This is a genomic window from Microbacterium sp. NPDC055502, from assembly GCF_053643635.1.
This window is the reverse complement of the sequence record NZ_JBSHKJ010000001.1, coordinates 1,239,113-1,254,242: the sequence shown is the minus strand read 5'-3', so window position 1 is coordinate 1,254,242 and position 15,130 is coordinate 1,239,113. Positions and strand designations below refer to the sequence as shown.

Here is a 15,130-nt window from a genome sequence, read left to right as displayed (position 1 = left end):
ATCCTGATGATCGGGGCATCGTCATGAACGACAACGTCTTCCTCCTCATCGCCCAGCTGATCGTCGTCGTCCTGGCGATCTTCATGGGCACCCGCACCAGCGGGATCGGCCTGGGCGTGTGGGGCCTCGTCGGCGTCGCCGTGCTGGTGTTCGTCTTCGGCGAGGCGCCGGGCAACGCCCCCGTCGACGCGGTGTTCATCGTCATCACCGTGATCACGGCCGCCTCGACCATGCAGGCCGCCGGAGGCATCGACTGGATGGTGTCCGTCGCGGCGAAGGTCATCCGCAAACGCCCCAAGTCGGTGGTGTTCCTCGCCCCCGCGATGTCGTTCCTGTTCACGGTCGGCGCGGGAACGGGCAACATCTTCTATCCGCTGCTGCCGGTGATCTACGACGTGTCGTACCAGCAGAAGATTCGTCCGGAGCGGGCGCTGGCAGTCTCGGCCGTGGCCTCGCAGGTCGGCATCCTGTGCTCCCCCGTGTCGGCTGCGACCGCCTCGATGGTGGTGCTGCTCGCGCCGCAGGGCGTAGACCTCGGCGGGCTGCTGCTCATCATGTGGCCGGCCTCCATCGCGGGACTCCTCGTCGCGGCGCTCGTGATGATGCGCCACGGCAAGGACCTGGAGGACGACCCGGAGTACCAGAAGCGCCTGGCGGACGGGCAGATCAAGCCGCCGGTCGTCGACGCGCACGAGAAGACGCTGCCGAAGACCGCGGTGCTCTCCGCATCGCTGTTTCTCGCGGGCGTCGCGGTGATCGTGTTCTTCGGCCTGTTCGAGAATCTGCGACCGGTGATCGGCACCGATGACGGTGGCGACCCCGTGCGTCTGAGCGTGACCGTCATCATCGAGGTCACCATGGGCATCATCGCCGCCCTCATCTTCGTGTTCTGCAAGGTGAAGGCGGCCGACGTGCCCAAGCAGCCCACGTTCCCCGCCGGCATCGTCGGCGCCATCGCCCTGTTCGGCATCGCGTGGCTGGCGAACACCTTCGTCGCCGCGAACCAGACGCTCATCGTCGACGGACTCGGCTCCGTGGTGTCGGGGTCGTCGGCGTTCCTGGGCGCGCTGCTGTTCGCGCTGGCGCTGTTCGCGGTCGCGATGCTCACCACGAGCCAGTCGAGCGCGACGAACGCGATCGTGCCGATCGGCATCACGATCGGGCTGCCCGCCCCGCTGCTGGTGGGCCTGTGGCCGGCGACCATGGGCATCTACACGCTGCCCGCCAACGGCAGTCAGGTCGCCACGGTCGCGTTCGACCAGACCGGCACGACCAAGATGGGCAAGTTCGTGGTCGACCACTCGTTCCAGCTGCCGAACCTGGTCTACGTCGGCACCGCGATCGTGGTCGGCGTCGCCCTGTCGTTCCTGTTCGCGTGACATGACCGCGGTGGGGTGACATGACCGACGTCGTCGACCGGTCGGCGCTGCGCCAGTTCCTGCTCGGGCTGGCGCAGGGGATGAACGCCTCGGCGGAGTCGGTCGACCGCATCCGCGACACGATCGCCGCGGTGGCGCGCGCGTCCGGCGGCGACGACACCGACTTCGTGGTGCTGCCGACGATCATCATCGTGGAGACGGGCGACGAGGAGGAGGAGCGCGTCGCCATCCGTTCCGCGACCAACGCGTCGTTCCGCTTCGACCAGATCGCGGCACTGTACGAGCTGATCGCGCAGGCCCGCACCGGCGCGGTCGCGCCGCGCGACGGCATCCGGCGGCTCAACGAGATCGGCGCGATGCGACCGCGCCTCGGCTGGTTCACGCGCACGCTCGGGCACGCGATCCTCACCACCGGGCTCGCCCTGCTGCTCGCCCCCACCTGGCAGGGCGCGACCGTCGCGTTCGTGCTCGGTTTCGGGATCGGGCTGCTCAAGCTCGTGCGCTCGCCCACGCTGCAGCTCATCATGCCGATCGCGGCGGCGTTCGTGTGCGCGACCGCGGTGTTCCTGCTCGCGGAGGCCGTGGAGGTCGGCGACCCGATCCGCGTGCTGATCGCCCCGCTGGTCACGTTCCTTCCGGGCGGGGTGCTGACCACCGCGACGGTCGAGCTCGCCGCCGGCCAGATGATCTCCGGGGCGTCGCGGCTGGTCTACGGGTTCGTGCAGCTCGCACTGCTGGCGTTCGGCATCCTCGCCGCGGGTGCCGTGGTGGGGGTGTCGTCCGACTCGTACGAGCCGCTCGACGCCTCCTCGTTCCTGCCGTGGTGGGTGCCGCTGCTGGGGATCCTCGTGTTCGCGCTGGGCAACTACCTCCATTTCTCGGCGCCGCCGTCGACCTTCGGATGGGTGCTGCTCGCGCTCGTGGTCGCCTACGTGGGCCAGTGGGCGGGCACCGAGTTCATCGATCCGGCCGTGGGCGGCTTCGTCGGCGCGCTCGCGGTGACCCCGGTGGTGTTCTGGATCGCGGGGCTGCGGCACGGGGCGCCCTCGCAGCTGACGTTCCTTCCGGCGTTCTGGCTGCTCGTGCCGGGGGCGGCCGGACTGGTCGGACTGACCGAGGCGTTCGCGACCGACAACGGCCTGGCCGACTTCGCCGCCGCCCTCGTGTCGGTCATGTCGATCGCGCTGGGCGTGCTGATCGGCACGGCCCTGTACCGCGTGGTGCACCACGGCGCCGAGGAGTTCGTGCAGTTCGCGGTGGCTCCGCCGCCCGCTCCCGACGACACCCCCGCCCCCACGCTGTGGCAGCGGCTCGCGCACCCGCTGCGACGTGTGGCGCGCCGCGTCGGGAGGGCCGAGCGGACTCCGCCGCGCCCGGATCAGCGATAGCCCTCGCGGCGATGTCCGGCGGCGGGGGACGGGGTGAGCCCCGCGCCGCGCGAGGGCGACGCGGGGCTCTCGGCGTCAGAGGCTCGCGAGGATGTCCTTCATCTCCGCGATCTCGGCCGTCTGGGCGTCGACGATGTCCTGCGCGAGCGCCACCGCAGCGGCGTTCTCGCCGTCCGCGAGCTGCACCTCGGCCATCTCGACCGCGCCCTCGTGGTGCACGATCATCTGCTCCAGGAACAGCCGCGACGCCTCGGGCCCGGTCGCGGCCTCGAGCGCGGCGAGGTCGTCGTCGCTCATCATGCCGTCGCCGTGGTCCATGGCGCCGGAGTCGGCCGCGTCGACACCCCAGTCGTCGAGCCAGCCCTGCAGCTGCTCGATCTCGGGCCCCTGCGCGGCCGTGATGCGTTCGGCGAGGTCGACCACGCGCGGGTCGACGCCGTCCTTCGCGAGCACGATGTCGGACATCTCGACCGCCTGCTGGTGGTGCACGATCATCATCGACGCGAACATCGCATCCGCGTCGTTCGCCCCGGCGGCCGGGGCGTCACTCGGGGAGTGGTCCATGCCGGAGTGGTCGGCGGGGCCCGCGGGCTCGCTCGACGCGCAGCCGGCGAGCGCGAGCGACCCCGCGATCACGAGGGCGGCCGCGGTACGGGTGGTTCGATTCTTCATGGGTCTCTCTTCTCGGTCTTCTCGATCGGATGGGCGAGCGCGGTCGCGGTCGCCCCGGGCGCACGACGGCGCCTCAGGTCCGGCTGATGCAGAGCACGTGAAGAGACGGAGGTCGCGGGATCGGCAGGGTGCCGCGCGCGCGGAGGACGACCGTGGCCGCCGGTGCCGCGAGGGCCGGGGACTCCCGGTGGCGCAGGAGCAGGAGGAGCCCGCCGAGCAGGGCCAGCACGCACGCGGCGGCGCCGTCCGCTCCGCCGGCCGACGGCGCGGCGAGGTCGTGCGACGGCGGGGTGCTGCCCTCGTGCGAGGCGAGCGGCGCGGCGCGGTCGCCGCGGTCGTGGGCCGCGGAGCCCGGGCGGTCGTGGGCGGCGTCGCCCTGGGACGCCGTCGCGACGACCGCGGCGTGACCGGGGCCGTGCGCCCCGGTGGTGCCGTGCAACCCGAGCGCGTGCATGCCGAGCAGCCCGAGCAGCACTCCGCCCGCGAGCACCACCGCGAGCAGTGCCCCGCGCAGCGCCCGTCGTTCGGTCATGCCCCGATACTACCCGCAGGGGGTATGGGTATTCGGGGCATGTTCAGCGGACGACGCCCGCGCGGGCCAGCAGCCTCCGCACCGCGATCACGACCCCGGCGACCGCGACCTCCCCGACCATGCGCGCGGCCAGCGTCGCCACGAGCACCGCGGGCACCAGGTGCTCCGGCGAGAACACCGGCAGCGCGACCAGGAACAGCGCGATCCCCGCGACGGCCCCGGCCGCCAGGATCCGCCCTGCCCCCACCCGAGCGTCGCGCCGCAGCGGAAGCACGAGGTCGAGCACCAGACCGCCGAGCAGGAGCGGGACCAGCCCGAGTGGTCCGATCGGCGACACCGCGACCGTGAGCGCCCCGGCCACGAACGCCGTCAGCGTGGCGGCGCCCGGCGTGCGCGTGACCACGCGCGCCAGGAACGGCAGGGCCGTGTGCACGGCGGCGACCAGGGCGTAGGCCGGGGGCGAGGCGGCCGCGAGCACTCCGGTGACGGGAACGACCGCGAGGAACACGAGCGCCTGGATCGCACCGAGCGCCGCACTCACCAGCAGGGCGCTGGTCGGCACGCGTCGCACCGTCTTCGCCCGCCCGTCCGTCACGTCTCCGAGCCTAGAGGCCACGGCGGCCGGCCGATCACCGACGTCGCCGCGGCGTCATGTCACCCGCCCGATCGTCATTTCGGAATATTGTGGAGGCGGGGACCTGGGGAGGGGACATGACGGATTCCGTCGCGCGTGAGAGCAGGCATCTGCCGCGCGTCTCGACGAACGTGATCGGGCGACCGCGGCTCAACGCAGCCCTCGAGACGGACACCCCGCTCACGCTGCTCCGCGGGGCATCGGGCTCGGGCAAGACCACCGCGGTGGTCGGCTGGGCGTTCGTCACCTCGTCCCGCGTGGTCTGGCTCACCGTGTCCCCCGGGCGTGAGAGCAGCTCCGACCTCGCGCTGGCCCTGCTGCGCGCCCTTCGCGAACAGGCGCCAGAGGGCAGGGCTTCCGCAGACCCCCCGACGGAGGCACCCGGGGAGCTGTGGGCCGCGGTCACCGAGCATCTGTGCCCGCTCACGGAGCCGCTGGTGATCGTGCTCGACGACGCCGCCGCGCTCGACCGCGAGAGCGTGTTCGACCTGTGTCGCACGATCGCCGCGCTCCCGCTCGTGCGACTCGTCGTCGCGACCAACCGGCCCAGTCCCTTCGACAGCGCCGGGCTGCGCCTGGTGATCGACACTGCGCTTCTCGGCCCGCAGGAGCTCATGTTCGACCACGACGAGATCCGCGCGATGCTCGACCCCGCCGTCGACGATGACACGGTCCGGGCGATCCAGGAGGCGACGGGCGGCTTCCCCGCGGCCGTCCGGGCGGCGGCCCTGCACGGGGGCGGGTCGGCCGTCGTCGAGGCGGCATCCGCGACGATCGAGGACTACCTCCGGGCTCGCATCGAGCGGGACGACTTCGCCGAGCGGACCCTCGACGCTCTCGTCCGGCTCAGCATCACCGACGCCGTCGACACCCCCCTCGCTGCCGCACTGACGGGCAACCCCGACATCGTGCACGCCCTCGAGGAATCCGAGGTGTTCGGCTTCGGGCACTGGGAGCCCGGTGAGCCCCGCCTGTTCCGGCTGGCCCCGCACGCCCGCACCCTGCTGCGCCGCGAGCTCCGCCGCACACACCCGGCCGAGATCCCCCGGTTGCGGCGCCTCGCGGTGGAGGGCGCCGTGCGGCGGGGCGCTCCGTTCGAGGGGCTGCGTCTGGCCGTGGAGGAGGACGACCTCGCCCTCGCGGCACACGTGATCATGTCGGGATGGAGCCACCTGCTCGACCACGACGGAAGGGCGGTCGTGCGACTGCTCGGCGACCTCCCGATGGCACGCCTCAAGCAGGAGCCGCTCGTGGCGATGCTCCTCGGCATCTGCCTCAACGCCAACCGGCTGCGCCGCCTGCGCGGACTCCAGCTCCTGCGCCTGGCGGTCTCGGCAGCGAACGGGCGGAAGACCCGCCTCTCGGCGACCGAGCGCCTCTTCATCTGGACCGCCGAGAGCGCGGCCCTGCGGGTCATCGGCATGCCCGACCGGGCGGGATAGGTCGCGGCCCGTGCCCTCGCGCTGTTCACGGAGACCCCCGAGAGCGAGTGGCACCGCTACGCCCGGGAGATGCCGCTGCTGTGCACCCACCTCGCGCTGTCGCTGTACTACGGAGGCCGCCGCGAACAGGCGGTGGGGCTCTTGGAGGAGGCCGCGGCTCTCGCCGGTGCGCAGGGCACCGGCAACGGGTTCCACGCCATGAGCCTGCTCGCCGGTATCCACGCCAGGGCCGGAGACCTCCCGGAGGCGCGGCACTATGTCGGCCTCCTCCGCGACGGCGGTCACAGCCAGGAGCTGCTCGACGGCTACCGCGGCACGTTCTACCGCGTGGCCGAGGCGATGCTCGCGGTCGAGGACGGCGACCTCCACGCCGCGAAACAGCACGTGCGGGCGTTCCTCCCCCACCGGGCGACGAGCGAGCACTGGACGACCATGGCCGCCGTGGAGGCGTGGATCGCGCTGCACGACGGCGACGCCGCGGGCGGCCTCGAACGCCTGGAGTCCTTCGCCAGGATGCGGGGACGCGAGGGCGCAACACCCCACGCACGCCAGGCCCTCAGCCGCCCGCGGATCCTGCTGCACCTCGCGCTCGGCGACGTCCGGGCCGCCCGCAGCATCAAGCAGCGCGACGCGCCGGGCGACCGCTTCGCGACGCTGCTGGAACGCGCCAGGGTGGCCCTGGTCGACGGTCGTGCGCCGGAGGCGGTGCGCATGCTGGCGCAGACGCGGCTCCAGCCGACCACGTCTCGCGAACGCGCGGAGGCCGCGGCCGTGCAGAGCGCCGCCCTGCACCGCGTGACCCCGGCCGCCGCGCAGCCGACCACCGACGCGCTGGCCGCGCAGCTCGCCGACCGGGAGCTGCGGACCCCGATCGCCCTGCTCGGCGCCGAGGACTTCGCGGCCGTGCGCGCCGACCTGGCCCCCCTCGGCGGCGCGCCCCTGCCCACGCGTTCCGCGCTGCCGTCGTTCGCGACGCGGCCGCGACTGTCGTCCCGCGAGCAGGTCGTGCTGCACGCCCTCACCTCGGGGGCGGCGCTGCCGGACATCGCCGCCGAGCTGAGCGTGTCGCCGAACACCCTCAAGACACAGCTGCGCAGCATCTACCGCAAGCTCGACGCGGCCAATCGCACCGAAGCGCTGGAGCAGGCCGCCCGGCACGGACTGCTCCCCGACTGATCCCGAGGGCTCCCGGCCGCGCGTGGGGCGGCGGCCGGGAGCCGGCGGGGGGTCGTCAGGCCTGCATGCGACGCCGGCGCACGATCAGCAGCGCGGCTCCGGCGAGCAGCAGGGCGATCGCGAGCATCAGGACCCAGGGCGCCAGCTGTCCGCCGGTGACGGCGAGGGGCGTCAGCACCCGGTTCTCGGTCGTGCCGGCGGGCGGGGTGATCGTCTCCCCTCCGGGCGGCGTGGCCGAGGCGACGGCCACGTTCCGCAGCGAGGCGCCTGCCGCGTCGGCGTGCACGGTCACGGCGTAGGTGATCACGACGCTCTCCCCCTCCGCGAGACTGCCCGTCCAGCGCAGCGCCGTCCCGTCGATCACGGGGGCGGCCACCTCGCGGTCACCCACCGTGGCCGTCGCCGTGCCCCGCAGGTCGGCGTGCCGCAGCACTCCGGCCAGGTCGTCCCGCACGACCACCTCGTCCAGCCCGGTCTCGCCGGTGTTGGTGCCGGTGAGCGTGTAGGTCACGACGCTTCCCGTCGCCACGGCCGTGCCCGAACCGGGGTCCGAGGTCTTCGCGAACGTGAAGCCGGGGGTGCCGACCGGGTTCTCCGTGGTCGTCGGCGGGGGCGTGATCACCGCGCCACCCGGAGGCGTCGCCGTGCCCTCGACCGTGTTGGCGATGGTCGCACCGCCCGCGTCTGCGTGCACGGTCACCGAGTAGGTGATGGTGACGCGCTGGCCGACCGCGAGGTCGCCCGTCCACGTCAGCTCGTCGCCGGCCACGACCGGGGCGGGCGCGACGCCGTCGACCACGGTGGCCGTCGCGTCGCCGTTGTAGTCGGCGTGGGCGAGCACGCCCGACAGGTCGTCGTCGATGCTCACGGGTGCCAGAGCGGTCTCACCCGTGTTCACGCCGGTCACGGTGTACGTGATGACGCTGCCCGGGTCGACGCGGGTGCCGTCCGCGGGGTCGGCGGTCTTGCGCAGCTCGAAGCCGGGCGCGTTGACCGGGTGCTCGGTCGTGGCGGGCGGCGTCTCGATCGGCGGCACGCCCCCGGGCGGGGTCGCGGAGCCGGAGGCCCGGTTCGCCAGCACGGTGCCGCCCGCGTCGGCCGCCACGGTCACGGAGTACGTGAGGGTGACGGTCGCACCCACCGGCAGTGCACCGCTCCACGACAACCGGTCGCCCGCCACGGTGGGAGCCGTGGCCGGGACGCCGTCGATCGTGGCGGTCGCATCGCCGGTGAACGCGGCGTGGGCGAGCACGTCGGACAGGTCGTCCGTGATCGCGACGGGGTCGAGCGCCGTCTCACCCGTGTTCACGCCGGTCACCGTGTAGGTGACGACCGCGCCGGGGTCGACCGCGGTGCCCGTCGCCGGGTCCGCGCTCTTCGACAGCGAGAAGCCCGGACGGTTCACCGGCGTGGTCGTGGTGCCGGGAGGCGGCGTGATGACGGAGCCGCCGGGCGGCGTGGCAGACGCGGTCGCCGCGTTCTCGATCACGGTGCCGACGCCTTCTGCGGTCACAGTCACGGAGTAGGTGACGGTCACGGTCTCCCCGACCGCGAGCGACCCGCTCCAGGCGAGTGTCGCGCCGTCGACGGTCACGGCACCCGCGGACGCGCCGCCGATGGTCGCGACAGCGTCGCCGTTGTACGCCGCCGAGGGCAGCACGCCGGACAGGTCGTCCGTGATCGCGACCGGGTCGAGCACGGTCTCGCCGGTGTTCGCGGCGGTCAGCGTGTAGGTCAGCACGGTGCCGGGGTCGACGGCGGTGCCCGTGGCGGGGTCGACCGTCTTCGCGAACGTGAAGCCGGGCTCGTTCACCGGGTGCTCCGTGGTGGCGGGCGGCGGCGTGATCGGCGTGCCAGGCGTGGTCGGGCTGTCGGGTTCGCTCGGATCCGTGGGGATGAGCGGGGTCGCGGCGCCGGTGGCGGTGTTGGCGATGAGCTCGCCGCCCGCGGTGGCGTCGACGGTGACCGAGTAGGTGATCACCACGTCCTGCCCCGGGAGCAGTCGGCCGCTCCAGTTCAGCTTTCCGTCGGCCACGCGGACGTTGCCGCGGGTCGCGGTCGCATCGTCGTTCGAGCTCGCGTGGGCCAGCACGTCGCGCAGGTCGTCCGTGATCGTCGCCGGGTCGAGCACGGTGTCGCCCGTGTTGGTGCCCGTGACGGTGTACGTGATCACGCTGCCCGGGTCGACGCGGGTGCCCGACGCGGGGTCGGCCGTCTTCGAGATCGTGAAGCCGGAGCCGAGCACGGGGTGCTCCGTGGTGGAGGTCGGCGGGACGATCGGCTCACCGGGCACCAGCGGCCCGGTCGGGTCGCCGGGGTCGGGCGTGACCGGGGTGCCGGAGCCCGCGACGGTGTTGCGGAGGATCTCGCCCGAGGCGTCCTCTCCCACGGTCACGGAGTAGGTCACGGTCACGGTCTGCCCGGGCTGGAGGGCCCCGGTCCAGGCGAGGGTGCTGCCGGTGAGGGTCGCGCCGCCCGTGGTGAGGGTCGTGCCGTCGATCGCGGTCGTGAGGTCGTCGTTGTACGCGGCGTGGGCGAGCACGCCGGAGAGGTCGTCCGTGAGCGAGGCGGGGCCGAGCGGAGTCGCGCCGGTGTTGGTGCCGGTCACGGTGTACTGGATGGTCTGGCCGGGCTCGACCGTGCTGCCCGAGGCGGGCGACGAGGTCTTGACGAGCTCGAAGCCGGCGACGGGGTGCTCGGTCGTGACGGCCGGGGGGACGATCGGGTCGAAGCCGCCGGGTGGCGTGCCCGACGCGGTGACGCTGTTGGCGATGCGCTCGCCCTCCGCGCCCTCGTCGACGATCACCGAGTAGGTCACGGTCAGCACCTGGCCGGGCTCGAGCGCACCGTTCCAGGCGAGCTCGTCGCCCGCGACGGTCGCGGCGCCCGAGGTCACCGGGTCGCCGTCGATCGCGGTCGCCACGTCGCCCTGGTAGGTCGCGAAGGCGCGCACGCCGGACAGGTCGTCGCTCACGGTCACCGGGTCGAGGCGCGTGTTGCCGGTGTTCTCCGCCTCGACCGTGTAGGTGACGCGCTGCCCCGCGGTCACGGCGGTGCCGTTCGCGGGATCCGAGGTCTTGCGCAGGGCCAGGCCGGGTGCGAGGCGCAGGTTCGTGTACGTGCAGGTGACGTCGGTGCCCAGCGGACCGGATGGCTGGGTGACCTGGCCGTCGGCGGTCACCGCGACCGGGGTCGTCGAGCCGTCGGGGTTGACCTGCACGCAGACCAGGGACGCGTCGTAGCGGGCCGGGTCGGTCGTGCCGGCGGGCGACTCGGAGAGCTGGAAGGCGTCGCCCTGGTTGGTGAACACCGGACCCGCGTAGTCGGGCTGCAGGCCGGGCTGCGCGCCACGCGTCGTGGCATCGGTCTGCGGCACCTGGTAGCCGGTGGGCGACTGCACGCGCAGCGCGAACTGGTCGGTGTCGGCCTGGCGCCCGTTCGGGAGGTCCTTCTTGAGCGTGAGGGTGTTGGGGAACGTGCAGCTGGCCATGTCGGTGGGCCCGAAGTTCCCCAGCGACGTGGTGTTCACGGTCGCCCCACGGGGCAGGTCCACCTCGATGATGCGGTTGCCGCCGCCGGACACCGACACGAAGATGTGCCCGAGGTTGCCGAACGCGATGCCGTTGCCCTGCACGCCCGCGCCCATGTCGTGCACCTGCTTGGCGTCGATCGTGGCGGTGCTCGGCTGCAGCGTGCTCGGCAGGTCGGACGAGTAGATGTAGTTGTCGGCCACGAGCACGAGCTGACCGGAGGCGCTGAAGGCCATGTCGCCGTTGGCGCCGAACGCGCTGCTGCCGGTGGTCGGGCGCAGCGTGCCGACCTGCACGTAGGTCTGCGGGGTGACGTTCTCGTTCCACGCGTAGAGGTTGATGGCGCCGTTGATCGTGCCGCTGGCGAAGTAGTACACGCCGGTGACGGGGTGCACGGCGCCGCGCAGGACCGAGGAGTTGAGCGAGAACGAGGTGCGCGTGGTGGTGTCGGTCACGCGGTCGTGCTTCGCGAGCATCTTGCTGCCGGCGGCGTTCGTGACGGTGTACGCGTAGCGTCCGTTGGACGAGAGACCGAGCGCGTTGTTGGAGTGGTTCGCGCCGAGGTTGATGCTGCTGAGCGTGCCGCCGTCGCCGGGGGCGCCGCCCTGCTCGTTCACCGCGAACTCGCGCACCTCGGAGGTGCTCTGCACGTACACCGCTCCCGGCGTGCAGAGGAACGGCTCGGCTGCTGCGGCCGGCGCCGCGGTGAGCGTGCCGCCCACCACGATCATCGACGAGGCGACGAGCGCGGTGCTCACCACACCGCCGATCAGCTTCCTGGTCCGGCTCCAGCGGCTCGGCCGCTGCTCACGGGCATCACGGAATCCCACGACTTCACTCCCCATCCATCGCTGTCCGCGGCGCGTGCGCGCACACGGAAGCCCCGCCCCCTCAGGCGACCGCCGAGCACCATCGGGTATGGCGTACTCGGTCCGGGCCTCCGCCAGACTGCCCGGGTGCGCAGCTCCGTCCCGGCCGGACCGGGAGAATTCACCCCGCCTTTTCACCCCACCCGGCGGGCGGATCCCCCTCGCCGGATGCTGACGGGGACGCCCGCCGCGCGGACGCCCCCGTCACACCGCACTACTCGCGCGAACCGATCTCCTCGATCGGCCGACGCCGCAGCGCCGCGCCCGTCGCGACGCGGAGGGCGACCAGCGCCAGCGCCCCCATGCCGCCGATGATCGCGAGCGAGCCGAGGACCGGCATCGCGGGGACCGGCTGCCCGGAGATGCCGTAGCTCATCCCCATCAGCGGCGGGATCGCCACGAGCACGCCGAACACCATCGAGATCGCGGCGACGAGGATCGCCTCGACCCGCATGGTGGCACGCACCTGGCCGCGGGTCGCCCCGATCAGCTGCAGCAGCGCCAGCTCGCGCGAGCGCTCACCGGTCGCCATCACGAGGGTGTTCACCACGGCGATCGCGATGTACCCGAGGATCACCAGCAGCGCGACGAGGTTCACCCAGCCCTGCTGCGAGACCGCATCCGCCCCGGTGGCCTTCTGCCCGGACGCGGGTGCGACGAGCAGCCCGCCCGCCGCGAGCGCATCGGCCGTCTGTGCCGCGTCGCCCTCCACGGACACGAGGGCGAACGCGTCGAGCCCCGCGGAGGTGTGGGCGCGCACGTGCGCGGCGTCCATGGTGAGGGCGCCGAAGCCGAGGCCCCGCTCGTAGACCGCGACGACGGTGGCCTCCAGCGCTGTGCCGTCGCCCATCGTCCCGGTGACCGTGTCGCCCAGGCCGACCCCGAGGGTGTGTGCGGTGTCGACGCTCACGGCGATGGCACGGCCGCCGTCGAGTGCCGCCAGCGCCCCCTCCTGCACCTGCAGGTCGAGCAGCCCGTCCACGGTCGCGGGGTCGACGCCCTGCAGCACGTACTCGGTGCGCTCGAGCTGGCCCTCGATGTCGCGCGAGTCGATCACGGCCGCGCTGAGCGCCACGCCCGAGGCCCCGGTCACCCCCGGTGCCTCCCGCAGCGCCTCGACCGTCGCGGGCGAGAGTCCCGCGGGCGCGGACACCCGCAGTTCCGCGGTGACGCCGTCGCGGGCCTGCTGCGCCGCCTCGTCCGCGACGATCGCCGGTCCGCCGATCTGCACCAGTCCCAGCCCGATGCCGAGCGCGATGGGGAGGATCGCGGCCGCCAGCCGTCGACTGCCCGCCGCCGTGTTGGCGGCGGCGAGGAAGCCCGCCGCCGAGAGCCGACGCAGCAGCGAGCCGACCAGCCGCACGCAGACCGCGACCAGCCACGGGCCGAGCAGCCCCAGCGCGACGATCAGCATCAGGGCGGCACCCGCCGAGGCGCCGACGGCCGCATCCCCGCGCACCACCAGCGGCACGGTCGAGACCGAGACCCCGGCGGCGGCGAACACGATCCCGGCGATGATGCGCGGCAGGCCGATGGGTCCCGGCCCGGTCGACGACTCGCGCAGCGCCTCGATGGGGTCCAGGCGCGCGGGGCGCCGAGCCGCGATCCGGGCCGCGCCCCACGCCGCGCCGAGCACCAGCAGCAGAGCACCGGCCGCGGGGATCGGGCTCACGGCGAGCGCGAAGTCGCCCGGGATCACCCCTCCGGCCACGAACGCGGTCTGCAGCACCGTGGAGAGCAGGTAGCCCGGGGCCAGGCCGAGCACCGCGGCGACCACGGCCACCGCGAGCACCTCGCGGGCGATCAGCGCGTGCACCTGCTGCGGTGTCGCGCCCACCGCCCGGAGCAGCGCGTACTCCCGCCGTCGCGCCTGCACCGACAGCGACAGCGTGCCCGCCACGATGAACAGCGCCACGAGGATGCACGTGCCGACGAAGGCGCTGCCGATCGCGACGAGCATCGTGCGGGCGGCGCCGGAGTCGAGGAACTCCACGTCGCCGCGGGCGTCGCCGGTGCGGGCGACCACCCCGGGCAGGGCCTCGCCGATGGCGGTCGCCACGGCCTCCGCGTCCTCGCCGTCCACGAACACGCCGAGCACCTGCGGGGCGCCGCCGTGCGGGTCGAGCTCGGCGATGCGGTCGTCCGTGAGGAACACGGCCGCCCCGCGCTCGGGCGACACGGGCGCGGTCACCACGCCCACGACGCGGTAGTCCGCCGGCACGCCGCCGTGCGCGAGCGAGAGGGTGTCGCCCACCGCGTGCCCGGAGTCCGCGGTGACCACGACCTCCTCGGCGTCGGCGGGCTCGCGGCCGTCGCTGAGCGTGAAGCCCGTGAGCGCCGTCGCCGCCCAGGGGTGCGCCTCCACGACCGCCGTCGGGTCCGGGGCTCCCGAGGCCGCGAGGGGTACGGTCACGTCGGCGACCACGGCCTCGACCCCGGGCAGCTCCGCGATCTCGCGGGCGGCGTCGGCGGGCAGCGGCGCACGCTCGCGCAGTGCCACGGGCAGGTCCTCCGGCACGTCGACCTGCTGCGCGGCGCCCACCACGACCTCGGCCGCCGTGTAGCGCTGCGGGGCGAGGCCGCCGCGGATGCCCGACTCCACGAGCACGCCGAGCCCGGTGACCAGGGCGCTCGCGACGAAGATCGCCACGAACACTCCGGCGAGGCTGCGCCGGTGGTGGCGCAGGTCGGCGCGGACGAGCCGTCCGAGGCCGAGCGACGCGGCGGCCATCACCACTCCCCGAGCGTGCTCATGCGGGCGGTGATCTCCTGCGCGGTGGCGCCGTCGAGGTGTCCCGCGAACGCGCCGTCGGCGAGGAAGACCACCCGGTCCGCGTGCGAGGCGACGACGGGGTCGTGCGTGACGACGACCACGGTCTGGTGCAGTTCCCGCGCGGTGTGGGCGAGCAGGTCGAGCACCTGGGCACCCGTGCGCGAGTCGAGCGCGCCGGTCGGCTCGTCGCCGAACACCACGTGCGGGCGGGTGATGAGCGCGCGGGCGATGGCCACCCGCTGCTGCTGGCCGCCGGAGAGCTCGGCGGGGCGGCGGTGGCGTCGGTCCGCGAGCCCCACCGCGTCGAGCAGTGTCTCGAGCCACCGGTGGTCGATGGCGCGTCCGCCCAGCCGCAGCGGGAGGGTGATGTTGTCCTCCACGGTCAGCGCGGGCAGCAGGTTGTACGCCTGGAACACGAAGCCGACGTGGTCGCGGCGGAACGTCGTGAGCTGGCGCGCCTTCAGGGCGGAGATCTCGGTGCCGCCGAGGTGGACGGTGCCGCTGGTCGGACGATCGAGCCCCGCCGCACTGTGCAGCAGCGTGCTCTTGCCCGAGCCGGACGGCCCCATGATCGCCGTGAAGGAGCCCTTCGCGATGGCCAGGTTCACGCCGCGGAGAGCGGTGACGCGCGCGGCGCCGGAGCCGTACGTCTTGACGAGTCCGGAGAGGCGGAGGGCCTCGATGGGTGCCGCCTCGACGAGCGGCGCAGGGGGTGTGGTGGTCATGCTTCGACGC

Annotated in this window: 10 protein-coding genes; 4 read left to right on the top strand and 6 right to left on the bottom strand. The window is 73.6% G+C overall.

The genetic code is table 11. The features are described from left to right. The first annotated feature begins 23 nt into the window (after positions 1–23). A complete protein-coding gene (locus tag ACWH95_RS06205) occupies positions 24–1,379 on the top strand; it encodes an anaerobic C4-dicarboxylate transporter family protein (RefSeq protein ID WP_136030513.1) in 1,356 nt (451 codons plus the stop codon). Positions 1,380–1,399: 20 nt separating this feature from the next. After that, positions 1,400–2,767 (top strand): threonine/serine ThrE exporter family protein, encoded by a 1,368-nt coding sequence (locus ACWH95_RS06200; RefSeq protein WP_454120374.1) that lies wholly within the window; start codon positions 1,400–1,402, stop codon positions 2,765–2,767. A gap of 75 nt (positions 2,768–2,842) precedes the next feature. Here the strand turns inward: ACWH95_RS06200 and ACWH95_RS06195 are convergent, their stop codons facing one another. The 3 genes from ACWH95_RS06195 to ACWH95_RS06185 form a co-directional block, all read right to left on the bottom strand. Then, positions 2,843–3,439 (bottom strand): DUF305 domain-containing protein, encoded by a 597-nt coding sequence (locus ACWH95_RS06195; protein ID WP_206252055.1) that lies wholly within the window; start codon positions 3,437–3,439, stop codon positions 2,843–2,845. 73 nt (positions 3,440–3,512) lie between these two features. Then, on the bottom strand, positions 3,513–3,971 hold the full coding sequence (locus tag ACWH95_RS06190) for a DUF6153 family protein (protein WP_454120373.1): 459 nt from the start codon (positions 3,969–3,971) through the stop codon (positions 3,513–3,515). 43 nt (positions 3,972–4,014) lie between these two features. Further along, positions 4,015–4,566, bottom strand: coding sequence for an ECF transporter S component (locus tag ACWH95_RS06185; protein WP_454120372.1), 552 nt, complete (start codon positions 4,564–4,566; stop codon positions 4,015–4,017). A 116-nt stretch (positions 4,567–4,682) separates the two neighbouring features. Here ACWH95_RS06185 and ACWH95_RS06180 point away from each other — a divergent pair, with 116 nt between their 5' ends. Beyond that, positions 4,683–6,047 carry a hypothetical protein gene (locus tag ACWH95_RS06180; protein ID WP_454120371.1) on the top strand — a complete coding sequence of 455 codons (1,365 nt, stop codon included), beginning with the start codon at positions 4,683–4,685 and terminating at the stop codon, positions 6,045–6,047. Between the two features lie 69 nt (positions 6,048–6,116). Next, positions 6,117–7,223 (top strand): LuxR C-terminal-related transcriptional regulator, encoded by a 1,107-nt coding sequence (locus ACWH95_RS06175; RefSeq protein WP_454120370.1) that lies wholly within the window; start codon positions 6,117–6,119, stop codon positions 7,221–7,223. 55 nt (positions 7,224–7,278) lie between these two features. On the opposite strand, the gene ACWH95_RS06170 is transcribed toward ACWH95_RS06175, so the two are convergent. From ACWH95_RS06170 to ACWH95_RS06160, 3 genes are all read right to left on the bottom strand, one after another. Next, positions 7,279–11,583, bottom strand: coding sequence for a DUF7927 domain-containing protein (locus ACWH95_RS06170; RefSeq protein ID WP_454120369.1), 4,305 nt, complete (start codon positions 11,581–11,583; stop codon positions 7,279–7,281). A gap of 253 nt (positions 11,584–11,836) precedes the next feature. After that, complete coding sequence (locus ACWH95_RS06165) at positions 11,837–14,353, bottom strand: FtsX-like permease family protein (protein ID WP_454120368.1); 2,517 nt, start codon at positions 14,351–14,353, stop codon at positions 11,837–11,839. After that, a complete protein-coding gene (locus ACWH95_RS06160; protein ID WP_454120367.1) occupies positions 14,353–15,120 on the bottom strand; it encodes an ABC transporter ATP-binding protein in 768 nt (255 codons plus the stop codon). The genes ACWH95_RS06165 and ACWH95_RS06160 overlap by 1 nt, the downstream gene beginning before the upstream one ends. Positions 15,121–15,130 lie beyond the last annotated feature (10 nt).